Genomic DNA, 26305 nt, shown 5'->3' on the forward strand with positions numbered 1-26305 from the left:
CACATTGCCACTTCTGTAACGGCAGCGGACAGATTTCTCTTAACGTTTTAGTCGGATTAATTTGCAGATTTGTCGCACGTACAAAAAAGCCGCTTCTCCCGAAGGAGAAGCGGCTTCTTGAAGAGCTCCGGTAAGGCTTAGTAAGCCAGGCCGAACGCGTCTTCTTTCATGTCCATCAGGTTGTTGGCGCCCGACAGCATGGCCGCAACGTGAGTGCGGGTACGCGGCAGGATGCGCTGGAAGTAGAAGCGCGCAGTCTGCAGCTTGGCGGTGTAGAACGCCTCTTCGGTGGTGCCGGCAGCCAGCTTCTCGGCGGCCAGGCGCGCCATGTCGGCCCAGAAGTAGGCCAGGCAGGCGTAACCGGAATACATCAGGTAGTCCACGGACGCGGCGCCCACTTCTTCACGGTCTTTCATGGCAGCCATACCGACCTTCATGGTCATCTCGCCCCATTCCTTGTTCAGTGCAGCCAGCGGTGCGACGAATTCCTTGACCGACTCGTTGCCTTCGTTGCTCTGGCAGAACTTGTGGACGATCTTGGTGAAGCCTTTCAACGCTTCGCCCTGGGTCATCAGGACTTTACGGCCCAGCAGGTCCAGGGCCTGGATGCCGGTGGTGCCTTCGTACAGCATGGAAATGCGGCTGTCGCGAACGTTCTGCTCCATGCCCCACTCGGCGATGAAACCGTGGCCACCGTAGATCTGCACGCCGTGGTTGGCGGATTCGAAGCCGACTTCGGTCATGAAGGCCTTGGCGATCGGCGTCATGAACGCCAGCAGCGCATCGGCTTTCTTCTTCTCTTCTTCGTCCACGCCGTACTTGACGATATCCACCTGCTTGGCGGTGAAGTAGACCATCGCGCGGTTGCCTTCGGCGAACGCCTTCATGGTCAACAGCATGCGACGCACGTCAGGGTGCACGATGATCGGGTCGGCAGCCTTGTCCGGCGCTTTCGGGCCAGTCAGCGAACGCATTTGCAGGCGATCGCGAGCGTATTTCAGGCCGCCCTGGAAACCGATTTCGGCGTGGGCCAGGCCTTGCAGCGCGGTCCCCAGGCGAGCGGTGTTCATGAAGGTGAACATGCAGTTCAGGCCTTTGTTCGCCGGGCCGATCAGGAAACCGGTGGCCGCGTCGAAGTTCATCACGCAGGTGGCGTTGCCGTGGATACCCATCTTGTGTTCGATCGAACCACAGCTCACCGCGTTACGCTGGCCGACAGAACCATCGGCGTTCGGCAGGAACTTCGGCACGATGAACAGCGAGATACCCTTGGTACCGGCAGGGGCATCCGGCAGGCGGGCCAGAACGATGTGGACGATGTTGTCGGCCATATCGTGCTCACCGGCCGAGATGAAGATCTTGGTGCCGGTGACTTTGTAGGAACCGTCGGCCTGAGGTTCGGCCTTGGTGCGCAGCATGCCCAGATCGGTGCCGCAGTGCGGCTCGGTCAGGCACATGGTGCCGGTCCACTCGCCGGAGACCAGCTTGGTCAGGTAAGCCTCTTGCTGCTCTGGCGTGCCGTGTTCGGAGATGGTGTTCATCGCGCCATGGGACAGGCCTGGGTACATGCCCCACGACCAGTTGGCCTCGCCGACCATTTCGCTGACCGCCAGGCCCAGGGACTCCGGCAGGCCTTGGCCGCCATGCTCGACATCGTGCGCCAGGCTTGGCCAGCCGCCTTCGACGAATTGCTTGTAGGCCTCTTTGAAGCCAGTCGGGGTCTTAACGCCGGACTCGCTCCAGGTGCAGCCTTCCAGGTCACCCACACGGTTCAGAGGGGCCAATACCTGCTCACAAAACTTCGCGCCTTCCTCGAGGATGGCGTCGACCATGTCTGGAGTAGCGTCCTGGCAAGCCGGCAGGCTCTGATAGTGCGCTTCATAGCCGAGCAGTTCGTCACGAACGAAGCGAATATCACGCAAGGGGGCCTTGTAGTCAGGCATAGCGATAAACCTCTGCTGATGTAACCGGGAATGAACAACCGCGTTGATTTATTGTGGCGGTCAAACAGTTGTTTGAAACATACGTTTACGCCCAAATCTTGTCAAGCACCACGCAAACACCGTTCGTCATCGCTCCGCTGCAAGCCTCGCACGCAAAGGCCCGCAGCGGCTGCCGCGAATATTCCAGGGTTGAATAGAAGTGTAGGAGCTGGCTGAGCAGCAAGGCGCAGGAGACTGTGTCGGGAAGAGTCTGACGCGAGCCGCCCCGCACTCAGAAAGGAACGGGGCTGCCGAAGGAAGGGGTCAAGCGTAGGTGTCGATCAACGTACCGAGGACTTCATCGGCGGCCTTGGCGACTTTCACCCCCAGTTCCGCCTGGACCTTGCCCATGGACATCTCGACCATGTTGCTGGCCAGGTCCGATTGCTGGCTGCGATCGACGGAACGCAGGCGCTCGACCTGGACTTCGGAAGACTGGCTGGTGACAGAACGTTCGATGGTCGTGCTGGCGATCTGGCTGGCGGCCTGATCGACACGGTTCTGCCCGCTCTGGACGGTGCTCAGACCCGCGTAGAAAGCGGTATTCCCGGAAATTTCCATGGGACGACTCGACCTTGAAAAGAATGAACAGCGGCTATTGAACCAGACGCGTCAAAAAAAGACCCGTCAAAAACACTAATGGCACACTGCCTCATCATAGGCAAAATCTAGTCAAGCAGGTCCAGTTGCAGGTGTTCGGCCACCGCCTCCGCGCTGGCGGTCTTCAAGCGTGGCACCCGCCCCAGGCAAGGCGCGGGCAGGCGCTCGGCCAGCGTGGCGAGGTTTTCCTCGAGCCGCGAGGTCTTCGGCTCGATGATATTGGCCACCCAGCCCGCCAGTGGCAAACCGTCCTGGGCAATCGCCTCGGCCGTCAGCAGCGCATGGTTGATACAGCCCAGGCGTACACCCACCACCAGAATCACCGGCAGGTCCAGGGCCATGGCCAGGTCCGACAGGTTGTCCTGGTCGGCCAGTGGCACCCGCCAGCCGCCGGCGCCTTCGATCAAGGTGAAGTCCGCGCCCTTGGTCAGCGTCTGGCGCATGGGCGCGAGCAGCGCCTGCACGGTCAACGCCACACCCGCCTCGCGGGCGGCCAGATGCGGCGCGATAGCCGGCTCGAACGCCAGCGGATTGACCTCATCGTAGGTCAGCGGCAACGAGCATTCCGCCAACAAGGCCAGCGCATCGGCGTTGCGCAGCCCCTTGGGCGTCGGATCGCAGCCCGAGGCGACCGGCTTCCCGGCCGCCGTACTCAGCCCCGAAAGGCGTGCGGCGTGCAGCAAGCCCGCGGCTATGGTGGTCTTGCCGACGTCGGTGTCTGTTCCGGTAATGAAATAGGCTCGGCTCATTGCGGTTTCTCCAATACGGCGTAGACCACCTGATACGTCGCGGGCAGCCCCTGCGTCTGACGAAACTGTTCATAGGCGTCGATCAAGCCCTTGATCCGTGCCCGTCCCGTCAGCCCACCGGGCCGGCCAGGATTGAGGTTGTGCGCGCCCAGGGCTTTCAACTCATGGGTCAGGCTGCGCACATCCGGGTAGTGCAATACATGGGGCCGGGTTTCCAGGCTCAGCACCTGCAATCCGCTTGCCGCGCACAACTGCTGATAGGTAGTGAATTCACGGAAGCGGTTGACATGCACCATGCCGTCGACCTGACGCCAGCTATCGCGCAATTCATACAAGGTACCGACACACAGACTAGCAAAAGCCAGCACGCCACCCGGTTTCAGCACCCGATGCGCCTCACTGAGAACCGCTCGGAAGTCCGCGCACCACTGCACCGCCAGGCTGGAAAAAATCAGCTCGCAACTCTGCGCCTGCAACGGCAGGCGCTCGGCGTCACCGGCGATGAAATACCGCGCCCCACCCAAAGGCCGGGCGTGTTCGAGCATGCCTTCGGCGATATCCAGCGCCAGCCCCTCGCCGGCCGGGAAACGCTGGCCCAGCGACCGGCTGAAATGCCCGGTGCCGCAGCCCATGTCCAGCCAGCGGCCGGGGGCACGATCGCGCGGCAGGCGTCCCAACAGCTCGCTGCCGACATCGCGTTGCAACTGCGCCACGCTGTCGTAGCTGGAGGCGGCGCGGGAAAAGGAAGCCGCCACCTGACGTTTGTCGGGCAAATTGCCAGGCAGTTTGGGAAGGGACAGATCAGTCATCGCCGGACTCATGCAGAAAAGCCTGGATCGCCCCGGCCACTCCGTGGGGGTCCTCCAGAAGAAATGCGTGGCTGGCCTGCTCAATCAGGCCCACCTCGACATCGGGCAGCAACGCCAGCAACTCGCTCGCGGCTTCGGCCGGCACCAGGCCGTCGAGCCCGGCGAACAGATGCAACTGCGGGCCTCGATACCTTTGCAGGGCGTGGCGGGTATCCAGTTGCGCCAGCAGTTCGAGGCCCGCCATCAGCGCCGCCCCCGAGGTCTGCGGAGCACCGCCGGTCAGCAGGCGCGCCAGGCCACGGGGATCGGCGGCGCCCTGGGCGCACAGCAGGCTGAAGCGCTTGAGGGTGGTGCGCGGGTCGGCGTTGCAACCGGCCAAAAAGCCATCGAACGTCTCGCCCGGCATCGCGCTCGACCACTCGCCATGGGCCACGAAGCTGGGGTTGCTGGCCAGAGTCAGCAGGCCGCAGCAACGCTCGCCGCGGCGCGCGGCCAATTCGCAAGCCAGCATGCCGCCCAGTGACCAACCGCCGAGCCAGGCATGCTCCGGCAGGCTGGCATCCAGCTCGTCGAGCCACTCGCCAAGGTCACTGGAGTCAAGCTCCGGCAACGGCTCGATCTCGACCCGCAGGTGTTCGTCCAGCCCCTGCAAAGCCGCCGCCAAGGGTTCCAGCGGCGATACGCCAAGGCCCCAACCGGGCAGCAGAATCAGTCGATCACGCATGGCTTGGCTCCGGTCCCAGTTCGCTAAAACACTCCGCCAATGCATTCAACAATAGCTGGACCTGGGCTTCGCTGTGGGCGGCGGACAAGGTCACCCGCAGACGCGCGCTGCCCGCAGGAACGGTCGGCGGGCGAATGGCGCTGACCATCAGGCCGCGCTCGCGCAGCTTCTGCGACAGGCGCACGGCCCGCGCGCTGTCGCCAATCAGGATCGGCTGGATCGGCGTGAAACTGTCCATCAGCGTCAGCCCGATCTGCTCCGCACCGCGGCGGAACTGGCGGATCAGGGTATTCAGATGCTCCCGCCGCCAATGCTCGCTGCGCAGCAGTTCCAGGCTTTTCAGGGTCGCGCAGGCCAGGGCCGGCGGCTGGCTGGTGGTGTAGATATAAGGACGGGCGAACTGCACCAGGCTTTCGATCAACTCCTCGCTACCGGCGACAAAGGCCCCGGCGGTGCCGAACGCCTTGCCGAGGGTGCCGACCAGTACCGGCACCTCGTCCTGGCTCAAGCCGAAGTGCTCGGCGATCCCTCCACCGTTGGCCCCCAAAGGCCCGAAACCATGGGCGTCGTCGACCATCAGCCAGGCGCCCCTGGCCCGGGTTTCACGGGCCAGCGCCGGCAGGTCGGCGAGGTCGCCGTCCATGCTGAACACCCCATCGGTGACCACCAGGGTATTGCCGGTGGCTTTCTCCAGGCGCTTGGCCAGGCTGTCGGCATCGTTGTGCAGGTAACGGTTGAAGCGCGCCCCGCAAAGCAGCCCGGCATCCAGCAACGAGGCGTGGTTGAGGCGGTCTTGCAGCACCGTATCGCCCTGGCCGACCAGGGCGGTGACCGCGCCAAGGTTGGCCATGTAGCCGGTGGTGAAAAGCAGCGCCCGCGGGCGGCCGGTGAATTCGGCCAGGGCTTCTTCCAACTGATGGTGGGGCGTGCTGTGGCCAATCACCAGGTGCGAAGCGCCGCCGCCCACGCCCCAGCGGGACGCACCGGCGCGCCAGGCTTCGATCACTTGCGGGTGATTGGCCAGGCCCAGGTAATCGTTGTTACAGAACGCCAGCAAGGGCTGGCCGTCGACCACCACTTGAGGCCCTTGCGGGCTTTCCAGCAGCGGGCGCTGGCGGTAGAGGTTTTCGGCACGACGGGCAGCGAGACGCGCGCGGAGATCGAAAGACATGCAAGCCTCGCAGGCAAGGAAAGAAACGTCATCCCTGTAGGAGCGGCCGGTCGACGCTCGATTGCCCGCGATCCAGACACCTCGGTGTTCCTGGCTCACGCGGTGAGCCATTCGCGGGCAAGCCTCGCTCCTACAGAGGCGGTAGATCAGACGGCGGCGTTATAGAACTGCTCGCTGCTCTTCTGCTCCACCAGCGCCTGTTCGATGGCTGCCTGGTGCACCTCGTCGGCGTGTTCTTCGCGGGCTTCCGGGGCGATGCCCAGGCGCGCGAACAACTGCATGTCCTTGTCGGCCTGCGGGTTGGCGGTGGTCAGCAGTTTTTCACCGTAGAAGATCGAGTTGGCGCCGGCGAAGAATGCCAGGGCCTGCATCTGCTCGTTCATCGCCTCACGGCCGGCGGACAGGCGCACATGGGATTGGGGCATGAGGATGCGAGCCACGGCCAGCATGCGGATGAAGTCGAACGGATCGACGTCCTCGGAGTTTTCCAGCGGTGTGCCGGCGACCTTCACCAGCATGTTGATCGGCACCGACTCCGGGTGCTCCGGCAGGTTGGCCAGCTGGATCAGCAGGCCGGCGCGGTCGTCGAGGGACTCGCCCATGCCGAGGATGCCGCCGGAGCAGATCTTCATCCCGGCATCGCGCACGTAGGCCAGGGTCTGCAGGCGCTCGCTATAGGTACGGGTAGTGATGATGTTGCCGTAGAACTCCGGCGAGGTATCGAGGTTGTGGTTGTAGTAGTCCAGGCCGGCCTTGGCCAGCGCTTCGGTCTGGTCCTGGTCCAGGCGGCCGAGGGTCATGCAGGTCTCCAGGCCCATAGCCTTCACGCCCTTGACCATCTCCAACACGTACGGCATGTCCTTGGCCGAAGGATGTTTCCAGGCCGCGCCCATGCAGAACCGGGTCGAACCGATGGCCTTGGCCCGCGCCGCCTCGTCGAGGACCTTCTGCACTTCCATCAGCTTTTCTTTTTCCAGGCCGGTGTTGTAGTGACCGGACTGCGGACAATATTTGCAATCTTCCGGGCAGGCGCCGGTCTTGATCGACAACAGGGTGGAAACCTGGACGCGGTTGGCGTCGAAATGCGCGCGGTGCACCGTTTGCGCCTGGAACAGCAGGTCATTGAACGGCTGGACGAACAGGGCTTTGACTTCAGCCAAAGTCCAGTCATGACGCAGGTGGGCAGTGGTGCTGGCGCTCATGGGCGATTCCTTGATTATGCTTGGCAAGCGGCTGCGGGAAGGCAATACCCACAGCGGCGACACGGATGTCGGGCATATTTAAGGAAGCGCCATGCACTGTCAACCACATTACCAAGGACAGGTTTACATCTGGTTAAAAAACAAACAAACCTGTCTGCTCTGCGACGAGTCGACCGACACCCCGCAGCCCATCTGCACCGCCTGTGAAACCGAACTGCCGTGGCTCGGCGCGCATTGCCAGGTCTGCGCCCTGCCCTTGCCCGCGGCTGGCCTGACGTGCGGACAATGCCTCAAGCAACCGCCCGCCTTTGCCCAGGTGATCGCGCCCTGGCGTTATGGCTTTCCCGTGGACAGCCTGGTCAGCCGCTTCAAGCACAACGGCAAATGGCCCTTTGGCCGTCTTTTGGCCGAACTTCTCGCACAATCCCTGCAACATCGTTTTGCCGAGGATCTGCCGCGTCCCGATGCCCTGCTGCCGGTGCCCCTGGCCCGCCAGCGCCTGCGCCAGCGCGGCTACAACCAGGCGGCGATGCTGGCGCGCTGGCTGGGTGCAACCCTGGACATTCCCTGCGACGACGCCTCGTTGCAGCGCATCCAGGACACCCCGCCGCAACAAGGGCTGGATGCCCGGGCCCGGCAACGCAACCTGCGCCAGGCCTTCGCGCTCGCGCCCGGGGCACCGGTCCGCGGCCGGCACCTGGCACTGGTGGACGACGTGTTCACCACCGGCGCCACCACCCGGGCCCTGGCGCAGTTACTGCGCCAGGCCGGGGCGCGGCGGGTAGACGTGTATTGCCTGGCCCGCACGCCGAAACCCGGCGAACCCGACGGAACTTGACTCCCGGGGCTCAAGCCGCAAACCTCTTTACCACTTCCAGCGTTCAAAGCGTCCCGCCATGCCCTTGCCCACCTTGTTGACCCAGCACATCGCCCGTCGTCCGCAGCGCATCGCCCTGCTGCAACACATCGCCGAACAAGGCTCGATCACCCGCGCCGCGAAAAGCGCCGGCCTGAGCTACAAGGCCGCCTGGGACGCCATCGACGAATTGAACAACCTGGCGCAAAAGCCCCTGGTCGAACGCAGCGTCGGCGGCAAGGGCGGCGGCGGCGCCAGGCTGTCGCTCGAAGGCGAACGGGTGCTGCGCCTATACCAGCGCCTGCAAGCCTTGCAGGCCCAGGTCCTGGAAGCCGCCGAAGACGCCGCCGACCTCGACCTGCTGGGCCGCCTGATGCTGCGGACCAGTGCCCGCAACCAGTTGCACGGCACGGTCCAGGCTATCGAAGCGCAGGGCTGCAACGACCTGGTGCGCCTGGCGCTGGCCGAGCACCTGTCGATCCAGGCTCAAATCACCCACGACAGCACCCTGCGCCTGGAGCTGGAACCCGGCACCGAAGTGGTGGCGCTGATCAAGGCCGGCTGGCTGGAACTGCTGGCCGCCGAACAGCCTGCAACACCCGGACACAATTGCCTGGAGGGCAGCCTGGAAGAAATCCTCGACGCCCAGGACGGCCCCTGCGAGCTGCGGATTACCCTGCCCAGCGGCCAGACCCTCTGCGCCCTGGCCGAACCGCTGCAACTGCGAAACCTTGGCCTGAGCGCCGGCAAACCGGTGCGGGTACAGTTCTCGCCGTCCAACGTTCTGCTCGGCACCCCGCTCTGATCCCGCCTGCCTGTAGCCGCTAGCGATCGATTCGGGCGGCACTCCGACGAAGCAGGCGCCGCGCCTGATTTCGCAACGGCGGCATCGCGCTCTGCAATATGTTCGTCATCGACGCTCATTAAGGTGGCTGCAAAAACCAGCAGGAAGCCTGTGATGAGCCTATTAGAAGAAGACCAACCCACCGACCTCGAGCAGATGGTCGGCCTCAGCCGCCGTGGTTTCATCAGTGCCGGCGCCCTGTGCGGCGCAGCCCTGTTCCTGGGCGGCAACCTGCTGAGCCGCAGCGTGCTGGCCGCCAGTGTCAGCGCCGGCACCAGCAAACTGCTGGGCTTCGACAGCATCGCCGCCGCCACCAGCGACACCATTACCTTGCCGCCGGGCTACAAGTCCTCGGTGCTGATCAGCTGGGGCCAGCCCCTGCACAAGAACGGCCCGGCCTTCGACCCGAGCGGCAACGGCACCGCCGCGGCGCAGGAAGTCCAGTTCGGCGACAACAACGACGGCATGAGCCTGTTCGCCTTCCCGGACGACAAGAACCGCGCGCTGATCGCGATCAACAACGAATACACCAACTACCGCTACCTGTACCCCCACGGCGGCATGCCGCAGTCGGCGGAAGACGTGCGCAAGGCCCTGGCCAGCGAAGGCGTGTCGGTGATCGAGGTGCAGCGGCGCAACGGCCAGTGGCAGTTCGTCCAGGGCTCGCGCTACAACCGCCGCATCCACGGCAACGCGCCGATCCGCCTGAGCGGCCCGGCCGCCGGCCACGCCCTGATGAAAACCAGCGCCGACAAGAGCGGTCGCAAAGTCCTCGGCACCTTCCAGAACTGCGCCAACGGCAAGACGCCATGGGGCACCTATCTGACCTGCGAAGAGAACTTCACCGACTGCTTCGGCAGCAGCAACCCCCAGCAGGCATTCGATGCCGCGCAGAAACGCTATGGCGCCTCGGCGGCCAGCCGCGAGATCAACTGGCATCAGTTCGACCCACGTTTCGACCTGGCGAAAAACCCCAACGAACTCAACCGTCACGGCTGGGTGGTGGAGATCGACCCGTTCGACCCGCAATCCAAGCCGATCAAGCGCACCGCCCTGGGCCGCTTCAAGCATGAAAACGCCGCCCTGGCCGAAACCCGCGACGGGCGCGCCGTGGTCTACATGGGCGACGACGAGCGTGGCGAGTTCATCTACAAGTTCGTCAGCCGCGACCGCATCAACCACCGCAATCCCAAGGCCAACCGCCACCTGCTGGACCACGGCACCCTGTACGTGGCGATCTTCGACAATGGCGACGGCAACCCGGACCACCCCAAGGGCCGGGGCAAATGGGTCGAGCTGACCCACGGCAAGAACGGCATCGACGCCAGCAGCGGCTTCGCCGACCAGGCCGAAGTGCTGATCCACGCCCGCCTCGCCGCCAGCGTGGTCAAGGCCACGCGCATGGACCGCCCGGAGTGGATCGTGGTCAGCCCGAAAGACGGCCAGGTGTATTGCACCCTGACCAACAACTCCAAGCGTGGCGAAGACGGCATGCCGGTGGGCGGCCCGAACCCTCGGGAGAAAAACGTCTACGGGCAGATCCTGCGCTGGCAGACCGCCCGGGGCGACCATGGCTCGCTGGACTTCACCTGGGACCTGTTCGTGGTAGCCGGCAACCCGAGCGTGCATGCGGGCAAGCCCAAGGGCGGTTCGTCCAACATCACCCCACAGAACATGTTCAACAGCCCCGACGGCCTGGGTTTCGACAAGGCGGGCCGGTTGTGGATCCTCACCGACGGCGACTCCAGCAACACCGGCGACTTCGCCGGCATGGGCAACAACCAGATGCTTTGCGCCGACCCGGATACCGGTGAAATCCGCCGCTTCATGGTCGGGCCGGTGGGTTGCGAAGTCACCGGCATCACCTTCTCGCCGGATCAGAAGAGCCTGTTCGTGGGCATCCAGCATCCGGGCGAAAACGGCGGCTCGACCTTCCCCGAGCACCTGCCCAACGGCAAGCCGCGCTCCTCGGTGATGGTCATCACCCGGGAAGACGGCGGCATCGTCGGCGCCTGATCCAGCGCTTCGCGGGCCAGCTCGCTCCTGCACCGACCTGCAGGAGCGAGGCTTGCCCGCGATAGCGTCCCCCCGGCCGCCACCTCCCCCCTCGCCTGCGTTACCATGCCTGGCCAGATGCAGCAGCGCGCTGCGCGCAGGAGTCAGCATGTCTCACCCGTTCGATAGCCTTACCCCGGATTTGGTCCTCGATGCCGTCGAAAGCATCGGCTTTCTCAGCGACGCCCGCGTTCTGGCCCTCAACAGTTACGAAAACCGTGTCTATCAGGTCGGCATCGAAGACGGCGAACCGTTGATCGCCAAGTTCTACCGCCCGCAGCGCTGGACCGGCGCAGCCATTCTCGAGGAACACCGGTTCACCTTCGAACTCGCCGAATGCGAAGTGCCCGTGGTGGCGCCGCTGCTGCACCAGGGCGAGAGCCTGTTCGAGCACCAGGGCTTCCGATTCGCCTTGTTCCCCCGCCGTGGTGGCCGCGCGCCGGAACCCGGCAACCTGGACCAGCTGTACCGCCTCGGACAGTTGCTCGGACGCCTGCACGCAGTCGGCGCCACCCGCCCGTTCGAGCATCGCGAAGCGCTGGGCGTGAAGAACTTCGGCCACGACTCGCTGGCCACCCTGCTGGAAGGCGACTTCGTGCCCAGGAGCCTTTTGCCGGCCTACGAGTCGGTGGCCCGCGACCTGCTCAAGCGCGTGGAAGAGATCTACCAGGCGACGCCGCACCGGAACATCCGCCTGCACGGCGACTGCCACCCCGGCAACATGATGTGCCGCGACGAGGTGTTCCATATCGTCGACCTCGACGATTGCCGCATGGGCCCGGCGGTGCAGGACCTGTGGATGATGCTCGCCGGCAATCGCCAGGAGTGCCTGGGGCAGCTGTCGGAACTGATGGATGGCTACAGCGAATTCCACGACTTCGACCCTCGCGAGCTGACGCTGATCGAACCGCTGCGCGCCCTGCGCCTGATGCACTACAGCGCCTGGCTGGCCCGGCGCTGGGACGACCCGGCCTTCCCCCGCAGCTTCCCCTGGTTCGGCAGCGAACGTTACTGGGGCGACCAGGTGCTGGCGCTGCGCGAGCAGTTGGCCGCATTGAATGAAGAGCCGTTGAAGCTGTTCTGACCTGCCCTGTAGGAGCGAGGCTTGCCCGCGATAGCCCCGCCGCGGTGGGCCTGGGGCACTGCGGTGCATTGATCGCGGGCAAGCCTCGCTCCTACGGATTTCATGACGGCGAACAGGGATAACGCCGACAAAGACACAGCCAGACAAATCTCCTTACAATCACTGACTTTGTTAGCTGCCTAAGCAAGGATTCTGCATGCAAGCCGCCAACCCGCGTCGCGGGTACATCCTGGGCCTGAGCGCCTACATCATCTGGGGCCTGTTCCCGATCTACTTCAAAGCCATCGCCGACGTGCCCGCCGTGGAAATCATCATCCACCGGGTGCTCTGGTCCGCGTTGTTCGGCGCCCTGCTGCTGATGGTCTGGAAACATCCCGGCTGGTGGCGCGAGCTGCGCGAGAACCCCAGGCGCCTGGCGATCCTGGCCCTGAGCGGCACGCTCATCGCGGCCAACTGGCTGACTTACGTGTGGTCGGTGAACAACGGACGCATGCTCGAGGCCAGCCTGGGTTACTACATCAACCCGCTGGTGAATGTGCTGCTGGGGATGCTGATCCTCGGTGAGCGGCTGCGGCGCCTGCAATGGGTGGCCGTCGGCCTGGCGACGGTCGGCGTGGCCCAGCAGGTCTGGCAAGTCGGCAGCCTGCCCTGGGTGTCGCTGGTGCTGGCGCTGACCTTCGGCTTCTATGGCCTGATCCGCAAGCAGGCGCCCGTCAAGGCGCTGCCGGGGCTGGTGGTGGAAACCTGGATGCTGGTGCCGATCGCCCTGGCCTGGCTGCTGTTCCACCCTGCCGCAACCAGTGCCCAGGCCGCCTTCTGGACCAGCGCCGAAGCCTGGTGGCTGGTAGCGGCCGGCCCGGTCACCCTGATCCCCCTGGTGTGCTTCAACGCCGCCGCGCGGCACCTGCCCTACACCACCCTGGGTTTCCTGCAATACCTGGCGCCGACCCTGGTGTTGTTGCAGGCGGTGCTGCTGTTCGACGAACACCTGTCGTCGAGCACCCTGGTGGCGTTCATGTTCATCTGGGCCGGCCTGGCGGTGTACAGCGTGGATGCCTGGCTGGGCCTGCGCAAGCGCGCCTGATCAAAAAACACACAAACCTCTGCAGGCCACGATCCACGTGGCCTGCCTCTATCCTTCCCAAGGTTATCCACAGCGTGATCCCCGCCGTTTGTGCACAAGCCCTTGAAATTGCCGGTTTTTTGATCAGATCTTGAAGATCCCCGGCCGGCCTGGGCTGGCGGCCGGTCTCTACAGGTTATCCACAGGCACATGCACGCTAAAACTGGATAACCCGCCCACTCCGGTCTCACCCCTCACTGCGCAGCACCAGCTCCACCATCAGATCGTCCGCCAGGGTTTCCAGGCGTGATTGCAAGACCTCCAGGGACAAGGTCAGCGGCACCGCCAGGGTGGCCTCGGCGTGGAACAGCGGTTCGCTGCTCATGGGCGCCGGACGCACTTCGGTGACCAGCCGCTCCAGGTTCACCCCCTGTTCGGTCAGCAAGCGCGTGATGTCGCGAACGATGCCCGGCCGATCGTTGCCCACCAGTTCCATGGCGATCGGCTTCCAGGTGCAGGACTGCTCGATGCCGCTTTCCGCGATCAGCACCCGGATGCCCTGGGCCGACAGCCCCTGCAAGGCATCCACCAACTCGTCGTAGGCTTCCGCCGGCACGCCGACCCGCAGGATCCCGGCGAACTGCCCGGCCATGCGCGACATGCGGCTCTCCAGCCAGTTGCCGCCGTGCTCGGCGATGCATTGGGCGATGCGCTCGACCTGTCCTGGCTTGTCCGGGGCGAATACCGTGAGTACGAGGTGGTTCATGGCGCAACCCTCTGGCATGACTGTCGTGGTGGAAGGGCAAGTATAGGCAAGGCTCATGGGGCTGTTTTCGCCGTCGCCGCGCACCCCGTGACGGGTAGACGCGCTTTACCAGCGGATGGAGAAGGCCGGAAAACCTGGCGTTGCGCCAGCCGCAAGATAAATCGTGTACAACTGCTTGGATTTATATGGAACAATTCAATAGTTTTTTGAGAACATCCTGCTTCCCAGCGTGACCATTGTGCGAACTTTGGTCGCGGAACGACGTATTTAGTCTAATTTTCACAACCGCAATTCATCATGTAGTATGCCGCAGCGCGCACTACATAACCTTGGATCGATGTCTGCCAAGGCGCACTCGCAACCCTGAAAGCCCCGTCAGCAAGGCTCGAAGCCGTTGATTGGAACCATCCCAGCCGCCCGCGATGGCATGTACTGGTAGAGGGGTTTGTGGTTTAAATGGCCAGAGGCTTCATTGTTAATTTGAAGAGCTGATAAAGCGAAATAGCTGAGCAGAGTGAGGCAAGCAATGACTGAACACGTTCAAGTCGGTGGCCTGCAGGTCGCCAAAGTCCTGTTCGACTTCGTGAACAACGAAGCCATTCCCGGAACCGGCCTCACCGCCGACCAGTTCTGGGCCGGTGCCGACAAGGTCATCCATGACCTGGCGCCGAAGAACAAAGCCCTACTCGCCAAACGCGACGATTTCCAGGCGCGTATCGATGCCTGGCACCAATCCCGTGCCGGACAAGCCCACGACGCCGTGGCCTACAAAGCCTTTCTGCAAGACATCGGTTATCTGCTGCCAGAAGCGGCGGACTTCCAGGCCACGACGCAAAACGTCGATGACGAGATCGCCCGCACGGCCGGTCCGCAACTGGTGGTCCCGGTGATGAACGCCCGCTTCGCCCTCAACGCTTCCAACGCCCGCTGGGGCTCGCTGTACGACGCGCTTTATGGCACCGACGCCATCAGCGAAGCCGGCGGCGCGGAAAAAGGCAAAGGCTACAACAAGGTCCGCGGCGACAAGGTCATCGCCTTCGCCCGTGCCTTCCTCGACGAAGCCGCGCCCCTGGCGGCCGGCTCCCATGTCGACTCCACCGGCTACAAGATCGTCGGCGGCAAGCTGGTGGTCGCCCTCAAGGGCGGCAGCAACAGCGGCCTGCGCGACGATGCCCAACTGATCGGCTACCAGGGCGATGCCGCGGCACCGACCGCGGTCCTGCTGAAGCACCACGGCCTGCACTTCGAGATCCAGATCGACGCGTCCACCCCGGTCGGCCAGACCGACGCCGCGGGCGTCAAGGACGTGCTGATGGAAGCCGCCCTGACCACCATCATGGACTGCGAAGACTCGGTCGCCGCCGTCGATGCCGACGACAAGGTGGTGATCTACCGCAACTGGCTCGGCCTGATGAAGGGCGACCTGGCCGAGGAAGTGGCCAAGGGTGGCCAGACCTTCACCCGCACCATGAACGCCGACCGCGAATACACCGCGCCCGACGGCGGCAACGTCAAGCTGCACGGCCGTTCGCTGCTGTTCGTACGCAACGTGGGTCACCTGATGACCATCGACGCGATCCTCGACAGCCAGGGCAACGAAGTGCCGGAAGGCATCCTCGACGGCCTGGTCACCAGCCTGGCGGCGATCCACAACCTCAACGGCAACACCTCGCGCACCAACAGCCGCACCGGCTCGGTGTACATCGTCAAGCCGAAGATGCACGGCCCGGAAGAAGTGGCGTTCACCAACGAGCTGTTCGGGCGCATCGAAGACGTTCTGAAACTGCCGCGCAATACCCTGAAGGTCGGGATCATGGACGAGGAGCGCCGTACCACGGTCAACCTCAAGGCCTGCATCAAGGCGGCCAGCGAGCGCGTGGTGTTCATCAACACCGGCTTCCTCGACCGTACCGGCGACGAAATCCACACCTCCATGGAAGCCGGCGCCGTGGTGCGCAAGGCCGAGATGAAGGCTGCCAAGTGGATTGGCGCCTATGAGAACTGGAACGTCGATATCGGCCTCTCCACCGGCCTGCAAGGCCGTGCCCAGATCGGCAAGGGCATGTGGGCCATGCCCGACCTGATGGCCGCCATGCTCGAACAGAAAATCGCCCACCCGCTGGCCGGTGCCAACACCGCCTGGGTGCCGTCGCCGACCGCAGCGGCCCTGCACGCCCTGCATTACCACAAGGTCGACGTGTTCGCCCGCCAGGCCGAACTGGCCAAGCGCGCCCGCGCTTCGGTGGACGACATCCTGACCATTCCATTGGCCAGCAACACCAACTGGTCGGCCGACGAGATCAAGAACGAACTGGACAACAACGCCCAGGGCATTCTCGGTTACGTGGTGCGCTGGATCGACCAGGGCGTGGGTTGCTCCAAGGTGCCGGACATCAACGATGTCGGCCTGATGGAAGACCGCGCCACCCTGCGGATCTCCAGCCAGCACATCGCCAACTGGCTGCGCCACGGCGTCGTCACCGAGGCCCAGGTCCTGGAAAGCCTCAAGCGCATGGCGCCCGTGGTGGACCGGCAGAACGCCGGCGACACCCTGTACCGCCCGCTGGCGCCGAACTTCGACAGCAATATCGCCTTCCAGGCGGCGGTCGAACTGGTGATCGAAGGCACCAAGCAGCCGAACGGCTACACCGAGCCGGTGCTGCACCGTCGGCGTCGCGAGTTCAAGGCCCGCAACGGCCTGTAAAAAGCGGCGGTAAATGAAAAAGCCCCGGTCGCAGGACCGGGGCTTTTTTCTTCGTGCTTCGGCGACTGCCGCCTAGCGCACCACTCCCAGCTCATGCTTGACCAGCGCCAGCAGCTTGCCGGTATCGATCGGCTTGAGCAGGAAGTCCACCACGCTCAAATGCATGGCAGCGATGGCGTCGCGCACGTCGGCATCGCCGGAAATGATGATGATCGGCAGCGCCGCCCGCTCCGACTCGCGCACCTGGCGGATCAGGTCCAGGCCATTGCAGGGCGCCATGCGCAGATCGGTGATCAGCAGTCCGATGGACTTGTTCGAGTTCAACAGTTCAAGCGCTGCCTTGCCACTGGCCGCAGTCATGCAGCGAATGCCATCGAGCCCCAGGATCTCCGACAGCAGCTCGCGAGCGTCCTTGTCGTCGTCGGCGATCAGTACTCGCTGAGGCGGCAGGTCAGGCTCGAGCATCACGGCGTTCAGCGCCTCACGCTCGTCATCGCTCAAAATATCGTGGTCGGGCATGGCACTCTCTACATATTCAAATCAATCCCCTAGCACAGTGGTCAGACATCGCTAAGCAGGCCTTCAATGTGCACTTCGTCGGATTTTTTTCCAATAGTCCGATAAGCACATTTTTTGCGTTTTCATCGACGCCTTGAAGCGAATGGGCAGGTGCCGGGCCGCTACCTAGACTTACGTCCAATGGGCACCCCGCACCGGGGGACCGACCATGGCCGCAGACCCGACCACGACAAATCCAAAAAAGACTGCGGTAATGGTTATGAGCAAAGCGGATGCCTTCACCCAGGCAGGGAAAACCGCGGTGTTGCAGAACATCCACGGCACGATGCAATTCCTCCAGCGGTTCCCCCCTTTCAATCAGATGGAAAACGCTCACCTGGCCTATCTGGTCGAGCAATGCCAGCTGCGCTTCTACGGGCCCGGCGAGAGCATCATCAAGCCCGCCGACGGGCCGGTGGAACACTTCTATATCGTCAAGCAGGGGCGGGTCGTCGGCGAGCGCCCGCACACGGCCAAGGGCGGCACCGAAACCACCTTCGAGATCACCACCGGCGAGTGCTTTCCCCTCGCCGCGCTGCTGGGCGAGCGCGCCACCCGGACCGAGCACCTGGCGGCCGAAGACACCTTCTGCCTGCAACTGAACAAGCCCGCCTTCATCAAGCTGTTTGCGCTCTGCGCGGTGTTCCGCGACTTCGCCCTGCGCGGCGTCAGCAGCCTGCTGGACCAGGTCAACCAGCAGGTCCAGCAGAAAGCCGTGGAAACCCTCGGCACCCAATATTCCCTCAACACCCGGCTGGGCGAGCTGGCGATGCGTCACCCGGTGACCTGCAGCCCGACCACGGCGCTGCGCGAAGCCGTGAGCCTGATGCACGAACAGCAGGTGGGCAGCATCGTGGTCGTGGACGAGCACAAGGCGCCGCTGGGCATTTTCACCCTGCGCGACCTGCGCCAGGTGGTGGCCGACGGCACCAGCGACTTCGACCAGGGCATCGAACGCCACATGACCCAGGCACCGTTCGCCCTGTCGCCGGACCACAGCGCCTTTGACGCCGCCATCGCCATGACCGAACGCCACATCGCCCACGTCTGCCTGGTCAAGGACAGGCGCCTGTGTGGCGTGGTGTCCGAGCGCGATCTGTTTTCCCTGCAACGGGTCGACCTGGTGCACCTGGCACGCACCATCCGCAACGCGCCGCGCATCGACAACTTGGTGGCGATGCGCGGCGAAATCGGCCAACTGGTGGAGCGCATGCTGGCCCATGGCGCCTCTTCGACCCAGATCACCCACATCATCACCCTGCTCAACGACCACACGGTGTGCCGGGTGATCGAACTGACCCTGGCCGACAAGGGCGACCCCGGCGTGCCGTTCAGCTGGCTGTGTTTCGGCAGCGAGGGCCGGCGCGAGCAGACCCTGCACACCGACCAGGACAACGGCATCCTGTTCGAGGCACGCGACGCCGTCCATGCCGCCGAAATTCGCGGCAAGCTGCTGCCCCTGGCGCAGCAGATCAACCAGAGCCTGGCGTTGTGCGGCTTCAGCCTGTGCAAGGGCAAGATCATGGCCGGCAATCCCGAGCTGTGCCTGTCCCGGGCCGAATGGGCCCGGCGCTTCGCCGCGTTCATCCGCGAGGCCACGCCGCAAAACCTGCTGGATTCGAGCATCTACTTCGACCTGCGAGTGGTCTGGGGCGACGAGCAGGGTTGTGCGCAACTGCGCCGCGGCATTCTCGACCAGGTCGGCGACAACCGCCTGTTCCAGCGCATGATGGCCGAGAACGCGTTGCGCCAGCGTCCGCCGGTGGGGCGCTTCCGCGAGTTCGTGCTGGCTCGGAAAAATGGCGAGAAAGCCACGCTGGACCTCAAGGTCCAGGGGCTTACGCCCTTCGTCGACGGTGCGCGCCTGCTGGCCCTGGCCAACAACATCGACGCCAACAACACCCTGGAGCGCCTGCGCCAGCTGGTGGCCAGGGAGGTCATCGACCCCCTCGACGGTGCCGCCTATGAGGAGGCCTACCACTTCATCCAGCAAACCCGCATGCAGCAACATCAATTGCAGACCCGGCAGAACCTGCCCTATTCCAACCGCGTCGACCCGGACAGCCTCAACCACCTGGACCGGCGGATCCTGCGCGAATCGCTGCGCCAGGCCCAGCGCCTGCAAAGCAGCCTGACGCTGAGGTATCAGCTATGAGCCTGTTCGCCTGGCTGCGCCCGGCCAGCGCGCCGCTCGACGCTACCCAGCAACGGCGCCGCGAGCGCCTGCCCGGTGCTCCGGCACTGGGCGAGTGCAGCCTGCGCGAGCAGCGCTGGGTGGTGCTGGACCTGGAAACCACGGGGCTCAACCTCAACCGCGATCAGGTGCTGTCCATCGGGGCGGTGGTCATCGAAGACGGTGCCATCGATTTCAGCCAGCAGTTCGAGCGCACCCTGCAACGCAGCGAGCACAAGCTCAGCCCCAGCGTACTGATCCATGGCCTGGGGCCCAGCGCGATCGCCGCCGGCAGCGACCCGGTGGAGGCCTTGCTGGATTTCATGGAGTTCGTCGGCGACAGCCCGCTGCTGGCCTTCCATGCGCCGTTCGACCAGCACATGCTCGGCCGCGCCCTGAAGGACAGCCTGGGTTATCGTCTGCAGCATCCCTTCCTCGACGTCGCCGCCATGGCCCCGCTGCTATGCCCGCAGGCGTCTATCCGCGAAGCCGGGCTGGATGACTGGATGAACCACTTCAAGCTGCACGTCGGCGAGCGCCACCATGCCGCCGCCGATGCCCTGGCCACAGCCGAACTGGCGCTGATCCTGTTCAGCCGGGCCCGCCAGCAGCAGATCCACAGCCCGCTGAACCTGCAACAGCGGCTCAACCAGTGGAAACGCCGCCAGCAGACCCACTCCTTCTGATGTAACCGCTGCCGACTGTAGCCGCTGCCGAGCACCAGCGAGGCTGCGATCGACTGCGAAGCAGGCGCAATCCGGCCAGTGCGTTCCGCCTGAAATACCGCAAGCACAGGCTTTGCGGCCACTACGTGGCCGATCGCAGCCTTGCTGGTGCTCGGCAGCGGCTACAGAGCAGCAACAAGGCGGTGACCAGGTATCGGATAAATCGCAGCCGACCGGCGCCCATTGCGCGGCTCTTTGTGCCCTGCCCCAATCGCGAATAATTCTCGTTAGTTTCAACTTCTCGATTGGTGATGCCCGTTGTCGTCAGCCCAAAGCCCCCACAGTGACCTCGTTGGCGCGTTGTATCGCGACCATCGCGGCTGGCTGCTGGCCTGGCTGCGACGCAACGTCGCCTGCCCGCAACGGGCCGAGGACCTGAGCCAGGACACCTTCGTCCGCCTGCTGGGCCGCGACGAACTGAAGGCCCCGCACGAACCACGAGCGTTCCTGGTGGCCGTGGCCAAGGGCCTGCTGTTCGACTACTTCCGCCGCGCCGCGCTGGAACAGGCCTACCTCGCCGAACTGATGCTGGTCCCGGAAGCGGAACAGCCCTCCCCGGAAGAACAGCAACTGATCCTCGACGACCTCAAGGCCATCGACCGCCTGCTGGGCAAGCTGTCGAGCAAGGCCCGCGCCGCCTTCCTCTATAACCGCCTCGACGGCCTCGGCCATGCCGAGATCGCCGAGCGCCTGGACGTGTCCGTGCCCCGGGTCAGGCAGTACCTGGCCCAGGGCATCCGCCAGTGCTACATCGCCCTGTACGGGGAGCCGACATGAGCGCGCTCAACGCCAAGCCGGTGTCCGCGCGGGTGCTGGACGCGGCGATTGCCTGGCAGCTGGCGCTGGATGCCGGCGAGGGCAACCCGATGGCTTGCGAAGAGTTCGCCCGATGGCACGCCGCCGACGAGGAACACGCCCGCGCCTGGCGCCAGCTGGGCATGCTCGACCAGCGCTTCAGCGTCGCCAGCGGCCCGGCGCGCAACGCCCTGCTGCAATCGCGCGAAGGCCTGCGCCGCCGCGTGCGCAAACTCGGTGGCGGGCTGGCCAGCATCGCCCTGCTGCTGGGCCTGGCGCTGTTCGCCGGCGAACGTTACGGCCAGCTGGACTACTGGCTCGCCGACCAGCGCACCGCCACCGGCGAGCAACGCACCCTGCGCCTGGCCGACGGCACGCTGATCAACCTCAATACCCACAGCGCCCTGGATGTGCGCTTCGACGAAAAACAGCGGCGCATCGTGCTGCAGGAAGGCGAGATCCTGGTCGAGACCGGCCATGGCGACGCCCGGCCCTTTATCGTCGAGACCCGCGAGGGCCATCTGCGCGCCCTGGGCACGCGCTTCCTGGTCAAGCGCGAAGCGCAGGGCACGCGTCTGAGCGTGTTGCAATCGGCGGTGGCCGCGCGCCCGGAATCGAGCCCGGACGAACAGGTCTTCAAGGAAGGCCAGCAAGTGCTGATGCGCCGCGACAGCCTGGGCCCGCTGCTGGCTCTGAACCCCGGCGCCGATGCCTGGACCCGCGGCATGCTGGTGGTGGACAACGCGCGCCTGGCGGATCTGGTGAGCGAGCTGGGGCGCTATCGCCGTGGTCATCTTGGAGTGGCCGATGAGATCGCCGACCTGCGCATCAGCGGCAGCTTCCCGCTGCACGACACCGACCTGGCCCTGCGCGCGCTGCTGCCCACCCTGCCCGTGGCCATCGAGCAGCACACGCCGTGGTGGGTGACCCTGGTGGCGCGGGCCGAGCCCAAAGACAAGCCATAGCCCCGCAGTGTCCGTGCGGTTGTTATCGCGAGCAAGCTTCGCTCCTACAGAAGGCAACACAGCCCTGCGTAGGAGCGAAGCTTGCTCGCGATAAGGCCCCTTCGAACACCACCCCACCCACCTGAAACACCCCCGCTTTTACTGAATCGAAATTATTTTCAATCCGCCCTATCACTTTTCGAATCTCGTGCGGCACATAGGCAATTGAGAAATATTTCCATCCAGGAGCCACCTTATGTCCCGCACGCTCGACACCCTGTTGCGCCCCAGCCTGTTGGCCGTGGCCATCGCCCTTTGCGCGCCGCTGGCCAGCAGCCCGCTGCTGGCCGCCGAACAGGCGTCCGCCGTGCGTGCCTACAACCTGCCGGCCGCGCCGCTGGCCAGCACCCTGAACCAGATCGCCAGCCAGGCCGGCCTGGCCCTGAGCCTCAACCCGAGCCTGGCCGCCGGCAAGACTTCGGCACCGGTCAAGGGCCAGTTCGACGCCGCCGGCGCCCTGCGCGAAGCTCTGCGCGGCACCGGCCTGCAACTGGAGCAAAGCAGCGCCGGCACCTACAGCCTGGTGGCGATTCCGGACGGCGTGGTGGCGCTGCCGGAAACCAGCATCACCGGCCAACAGGCTTACGAAAGCGCCTGGGGCCCGGTCGAGGGTTATGTCGCCACGCGCACCGCCGCCGGCACCAAGACCGACACCTCGCTGGTCGAAGCGCCGCGCTCGATTTCCGTCGCGACCCGCCAGCAGATGGAAGACCGTAACGTGCAGAATCTGGACGACGCCGTGCGCTACATGCCCGGTATCGTTTCCGCCAGCTACGGCAGCGACACCCGCTACGACTGGATGCGGGTGCGCGGCTTCGAGCCCACCCAGTTCCTCGACGGCCTGCCCCTGCCCCGCGGCGTGTACGCCAACCCGAAGGCGGAAACCTGGAACCTCGACCGCCTCGCCCTGCTGCGCGGCCCGGCCTCCTCGGTCTATGGCCAGACCCCGCCCGGCGGCCTGCTGGACATGGTCAGCCGGCGCCCCAGCGCCGAGTCGAGCAGTGCCATCCAGCTGCAGTACGGCAGCGACAACTACCGCCAGCTCAATTTCGCCAGCACCGGCAAGATCGACGATGAAGGCCAGTTTCTCTACGGCCTCAGCGGCGTGGTGCGCGATGCCGGTACGCAGGTCGATCACATCGACAACAAGCGCTACAACATTGCCCCCAGCCTGACCTGGAACATCGACACCGACACCAAGCTGACCCTGCTCTCGCAGTTCACCCGCGACGATACCGGGGCGACCAGCCAGTTCATGCCGATCCAGGGCACCAAGATCAAGTCGCCCCTGGGCAAGGTCTCCCACCACAAGAACCTGGGCGACCCGGACTACGAGTTCTACGACCGGACCTACTACGCCCTGGGCTACGCCTTCGAGCATCGCCTCAACGATGTCTGGCAGTTCCGCCAGAACCTGCGCTACACCAAGTCGGAGCTGTCTTTCCAGCAACTGACCGTGGGTTCCTACGCCTACTCCCCGGCTGACGCGGCGGGCAATATCAGCCGCACCTCGACCAACGTCGACGAGGACATCAGCCAGTTTGCGGTCGACAACAACTTCCAGGCCGACTTCACCACCGGCGACATCAGCCACACCGTGCTGATCGGCCTGGATCACCAGCGCACCGACACTTCTTATCTGTCGATCTACGGCGACGGCGGGACGACCAACATCTTCAACCCGGTGTATGGCAAGCCGATCGTGCGTCCGGCGCGCTCCAGCGCCTATTACGACTACAACCAGAAAACCGTGCAGACCGGCCTCTACATCCAGGACCAGATGGCCCTCGACCAATGGCGCCTGACCTTGGGCGGTCGCGAAGACTGGGTGCACCAGGGCACCACCTACTTCAACAAGAACGACGCGACCAACACCGACCGCAGCAAGAATTTCAGTGGCAATGCGGCGCTGAGCTATGTGTTCGACTCGGGTTTCGTGCCGTATATCTCCTACGCCGAATCGTTCCAGCCAGCCAGCAACGCCAGCGTCTCCCCGACCGAGTCGTACAAGCCCACCGAGGGCCAGCAGTGGGAGCTGGGCATCAAGTACCAGCCGCCCGGTTCGAACACCCTGCTGAGCGCGGCGGTCTATGACCTGACCCAGAAAAACGTGCTGGTGACCAGCATCGGCGCCGGAGGCGAATCGATCACCAACCAGACCGGCGAAGTGAAGGTCAAGGGCCTGGAACTGGAAGCGGTGTCCGACGTGACCGAGAACCTCAAGGTCATCGCCGCCTACACCCTGGCCAAGTCCGAGGTACAAGATGGCATCTACAAGGGCAACCGCCTGCAACTGATGCCGAACCAGCAAGCCTCGCTGTGGACCGACTACACCTGGCACAACGGCGTGCTCGACGGCTTCGGCATCGGCGCCGGCGCCCGCTACACCGGCAACACCTACGGCGACCAGGGCAATACCTGGCTGGGCAAGGCCAATGCCTACACCGTGTTCGATGCCGCCGTGCATTACGACCTCGGCCGCCTGGACAGCAGCCTCAAGGGCGCGTCGCTGAAACTCAACGCCACCAACCTGTTCGACAAGGACTACCTGTCGACCTGCGATGGCTCCTACTGCTATTTCGGCGATCAACGCAGCGTCGTCGCCAGTGCCACCTATCAGTGGTAACCGGCTGGGTTAACGACCAGGCCGTCCGACCAGGGCGGCCTTGGTGTGTCTGAAGGCGAAGAAATGAAAAGCACAACCATCCGCCGCTGGTCCTTTATCCACACCTGGACCAGCCTGATCTGCACGGTGTTCCTGCTGATGCTGGCCCTGACCGGGCTGCCGCTGATCTTTCACCATGAGATCGACCACCTGCTGGGCGATGCGCCCGAGCTGCGGGAGATGCCCGCCGACACCCCGCGCCTGGACCTGCAGCAGCTGGTGCGCGCCGCCGAGGCCCATCGGCCGGGCGAGGTCATGCAGTACTTCGGCTGGGACGAGGAAGATCCCAACGGCGTGCTCACCATCATGGCCAGGACCGCCGGCACCGAACCCAATTCGTCGCACACCTTCATGCTCGACGCCCGCACCGGCGAGGCCGTGGAAACACCCTCGGCCAACGGTGGGCTGATGATGTTCATCCTGCGCCTGCACGTGGACCTGTTCGCCGGGCTGCCGGGCAAGCTGCTGCTGGCGTTCATGGGGCTGCTGTTCGTGCTGGCGATCGTCTCCGGCGTGGTGCTGTACCTGCCGTTCATGCGCCGGCTGGAATTCGCCACCGTGCGCCACGACAAATCCACCCGCCTGCGCTGGCTGGACCTGCATAACCTGATCGGTGTGGTAACCCTGACCTGGGCCCTGGTGGTGGGCGTCACTGGCGTCATCAGCGCCTGCGCCGACCTGCTGATTGCCGCCTGGCGCAACGACAGCCTCAGCGCCATGATCGAGCCGTATCGCGATGCGCCGCCGCTGACTCGGCTGGCCCCGGCCAGCCGCCTGCTGGAGATCGCCAGCGAAGTGGCGCCGGGCATGCAGCCGGACTTCATCGCCTTCCCCGGCACACGCTTTTCCAGCGAGCACCACTATGCGGTGTTCATGAAAGGCAGCACCCACCTGACCTCGCACCTGCTGACCCCGGTGCTGATCGACGCCAGCACCCTGGAGGTCACGGCCGTGGCCGAACGGCCCTGGTACATGGACGCCATGGGCATGTCGCAGCCGCTGCACTTCGGCGACTACGGCGGCATGCCGATGAAAATCCTCTGGGCGACCCTGGACCTGCTGACCATCGTCGTGCTGTGCAGCGGCTTGTACCTGTGGATCGTCCGGCGCCGCGCCGCCCGGCCGGCCCTGGGCGAACCCGCGGGGGTGACACCATGAGGCCGCGGCAAGCGAACTTCTGGAAAGTCTTCGGCGCGCCCCTGTTCATTGCCGTGCTCAGCGCCGCGGGGCTGTTCTCGGCGCTGCTCGGCGACGGCATCTGGGACGCCCTGAGCTGGCTGGGCCTGGGCGTGCCGGCGGCGCTGGCGCTGCGGGGCTTGTTCAGGCGCCAGCCGGCGGCCTGACCGTGGCCGCGGGAAAACCGCGCCACAGGTACAGCGCCAGCCCCAGGCCAATCGGCAGCACCGGGATGAACAGGCGGTTGTCCCGCAGCGCTTCGGCGGCAACCAGCACGCAGAACAGCGCCAGGGCCAGCAAGGGTCCATAACTGAGCGCCAGGCCCCAGCGCCACGGCCGGCTCACCGGCTCGGGGCCCTTCAGGCCCAGCAGGGTGCACCCCAGGGCCGGCAGGGCGAGCGCCGGCAACGCCCAATGCCAGGCCATCCAGGCGAACGCCGTGACCAGTTCCGGTTCGCCCTCGCCGTGGCGCCGGAATTCGTAGTGCAACGCCAGGCACACCGCCAGCGCCCCCAGCCCGCTCAGGGCCAGGCTGTACAACCCGTGTCGTAGATAGGAACCGCGCACTCATCACTCCTTGTCTGTCTTGCCCGCCGCCGT

General features: G+C 64.8%; 23 protein-coding genes. 13 read left to right on the plus strand and 10 right to left on the minus strand.

The window, feature by feature from the left end; genetic code table 11:
- Positions 1-137: 137 nt before the first annotated feature.
- The 7 genes from TO66_RS28830 to bioB form a co-directional block, all read right to left on the minus strand.
- A complete protein-coding gene (locus TO66_RS28830) occupies positions 138-1943 on the minus strand; it encodes a phenylacyl-CoA dehydrogenase (protein WP_044465437.1) in 1806 nt (601 codons plus the stop codon).
- Between the two features lie 303 nt (positions 1944-2246).
- The gene (locus tag TO66_RS28835; RefSeq protein WP_044465438.1) at positions 2247-2543 is read right to left on the minus strand and encodes a hypothetical protein; all 297 of its coding nucleotides are present in this window, start codon (positions 2541-2543) and stop codon (positions 2247-2249) included.
- 107 nt (positions 2544-2650) lie between these two features.
- Positions 2651-3331, minus strand: a complete 681-nt coding sequence (gene bioD, locus TO66_RS28840) for a dethiobiotin synthase (RefSeq protein ID WP_044465439.1) — start codon at positions 3329-3331, stop codon at positions 2651-2653.
- Positions 3328-4140 (minus strand): malonyl-ACP O-methyltransferase BioC, encoded by an 813-nt coding sequence (gene bioC / locus TO66_RS28845; protein WP_044465440.1) that lies wholly within the window; start codon positions 4138-4140, stop codon positions 3328-3330. Before bioC ends, bioD begins: the two co-directional genes overlap by 4 nt.
- Positions 4133-4864, minus strand: a complete 732-nt coding sequence (locus TO66_RS28850) for an alpha/beta fold hydrolase (protein WP_044465441.1) — start codon at positions 4862-4864, stop codon at positions 4133-4135. Before TO66_RS28850 ends, bioC begins: the two co-directional genes overlap by 8 nt.
- Positions 4857-6035, minus strand: a complete 1179-nt coding sequence (bioF, locus tag TO66_RS28855) for an 8-amino-7-oxononanoate synthase (protein ID WP_044465442.1) — start codon at positions 6033-6035, stop codon at positions 4857-4859. The genes TO66_RS28850 and bioF overlap by 8 nt, the downstream gene beginning before the upstream one ends.
- Before the next feature lie 146 nt (positions 6036-6181).
- On the minus strand, positions 6182-7237 hold the full coding sequence (bioB, locus tag TO66_RS28860) for a biotin synthase BioB (protein ID WP_044465443.1): 1056 nt from the start codon (positions 7235-7237) through the stop codon (positions 6182-6184).
- 91 nt (positions 7238-7328) lie between these two features.
- On the opposite strand from bioB, the gene TO66_RS28865 reads away from it, so the two are divergent.
- From TO66_RS28865 to rarD, 5 genes are all read left to right on the plus strand, one after another.
- Positions 7329-8075 (plus strand): ComF family protein, encoded by a 747-nt coding sequence (locus tag TO66_RS28865; protein ID WP_044465444.1) that lies wholly within the window; start codon positions 7329-7331, stop codon positions 8073-8075.
- Positions 8076-8133: 58 nt separating this feature from the next.
- Complete coding sequence (locus TO66_RS28870) at positions 8134-8898, plus strand: TOBE domain-containing protein (protein ID WP_044465445.1); 765 nt, start codon at positions 8134-8136, stop codon at positions 8896-8898.
- Between the two features lie 153 nt (positions 8899-9051).
- On the plus strand, positions 9052-10953 hold the full coding sequence (locus TO66_RS28875; protein ID WP_044465446.1) for a PhoX family phosphatase: 1902 nt from the start codon (positions 9052-9054) through the stop codon (positions 10951-10953).
- A gap of 148 nt (positions 10954-11101) precedes the next feature.
- Positions 11102-12076, plus strand: a complete 975-nt coding sequence (locus TO66_RS28880) for a serine/threonine protein kinase (protein ID WP_044465447.1) — start codon at positions 11102-11104, stop codon at positions 12074-12076.
- 196 nt (positions 12077-12272) lie between these two features.
- The gene (gene rarD / locus TO66_RS28885; protein ID WP_044465448.1) at positions 12273-13160 is read left to right on the plus strand and encodes an EamA family transporter RarD; all 888 of its coding nucleotides are present in this window, start codon (positions 12273-12275) and stop codon (positions 13158-13160) included.
- 226 nt (positions 13161-13386) lie between these two features.
- Here the strand turns inward: rarD and TO66_RS28890 are convergent, their stop codons facing one another.
- The gene (locus tag TO66_RS28890; protein WP_044465449.1) at positions 13387-13905 is read right to left on the minus strand and encodes a glycine cleavage system protein R; all 519 of its coding nucleotides are present in this window, start codon (positions 13903-13905) and stop codon (positions 13387-13389) included.
- A 526-nt stretch (positions 13906-14431) separates the two neighbouring features.
- Between TO66_RS28890 and TO66_RS28895 the strand changes: the two genes are divergently transcribed.
- Positions 14432-16609 (plus strand): malate synthase G, encoded by a 2178-nt coding sequence (locus TO66_RS28895; RefSeq protein ID WP_044465450.1) that lies wholly within the window; start codon positions 14432-14434, stop codon positions 16607-16609.
- Positions 16610-16681: 72 nt separating this feature from the next.
- Here TO66_RS28895 and TO66_RS28900 read toward each other — a convergent pair whose 3' ends face one another.
- Positions 16682-17128 carry a response regulator gene (locus tag TO66_RS28900; RefSeq protein WP_044465451.1) on the minus strand — a complete coding sequence of 149 codons (447 nt, stop codon included), beginning with the start codon at positions 17126-17128 and terminating at the stop codon, positions 16682-16684.
- Between the two features lie 253 nt (positions 17129-17381).
- On the opposite strand from TO66_RS28900, the gene TO66_RS28905 reads away from it, so the two are divergent.
- From TO66_RS28905 to TO66_RS28935, 7 genes are all read left to right on the plus strand, one after another.
- Positions 17382-19322, plus strand: a complete 1941-nt coding sequence (locus TO66_RS28905; protein WP_044465452.1) for a putative nucleotidyltransferase substrate binding domain-containing protein — start codon at positions 17382-17384, stop codon at positions 19320-19322.
- The gene (locus TO66_RS28910) at positions 19319-20026 is read left to right on the plus strand and encodes a PolC-type DNA polymerase III (RefSeq protein ID WP_044465453.1); all 708 of its coding nucleotides are present in this window, start codon (positions 19319-19321) and stop codon (positions 20024-20026) included. The genes TO66_RS28905 and TO66_RS28910 overlap by 4 nt, the downstream gene beginning before the upstream one ends.
- 297 nt (positions 20027-20323) lie before the next feature.
- Entirely contained in the window at positions 20324-20842 is a 519-nt protein-coding gene (locus tag TO66_RS28915) for an RNA polymerase sigma factor (RefSeq protein WP_044465454.1), read from the plus strand.
- Positions 20839-21825 carry a FecR domain-containing protein gene (locus tag TO66_RS28920; RefSeq protein WP_044465455.1) on the plus strand — a complete coding sequence of 329 codons (987 nt, stop codon included), beginning with the start codon at positions 20839-20841 and terminating at the stop codon, positions 21823-21825. The genes TO66_RS28915 and TO66_RS28920 overlap by 4 nt, the downstream gene beginning before the upstream one ends.
- 235 nt (positions 21826-22060) lie before the next feature.
- The gene (locus tag TO66_RS28925) at positions 22061-24490 is read left to right on the plus strand and encodes a TonB-dependent siderophore receptor (protein WP_044465456.1); all 2430 of its coding nucleotides are present in this window, start codon (positions 22061-22063) and stop codon (positions 24488-24490) included.
- A gap of 63 nt (positions 24491-24553) precedes the next feature.
- Entirely contained in the window at positions 24554-25687 is a 1134-nt protein-coding gene (locus TO66_RS28930) for a PepSY domain-containing protein (protein WP_044465457.1), read from the plus strand.
- Positions 25684-25872, plus strand: coding sequence for a hypothetical protein (locus tag TO66_RS28935; protein WP_044465458.1), 189 nt, complete (start codon positions 25684-25686; stop codon positions 25870-25872). The genes TO66_RS28930 and TO66_RS28935 overlap by 4 nt, the downstream gene beginning before the upstream one ends.
- Here TO66_RS28935 and TO66_RS28940 read toward each other — a convergent pair.
- Positions 25850-26272, minus strand: coding sequence for a hypothetical protein (locus tag TO66_RS28940; protein WP_044465459.1), 423 nt, complete (start codon positions 26270-26272; stop codon positions 25850-25852). The genes TO66_RS28935 and TO66_RS28940 overlap by 23 nt on opposite strands.
- Positions 26273-26305 lie beyond the last annotated feature (33 nt).

Source organism: Pseudomonas sp. MRSN 12121, from assembly GCF_000931465.1.
Taxonomy (GTDB): domain Bacteria; phylum Pseudomonadota; class Gammaproteobacteria; order Pseudomonadales; family Pseudomonadaceae; genus Aquipseudomonas.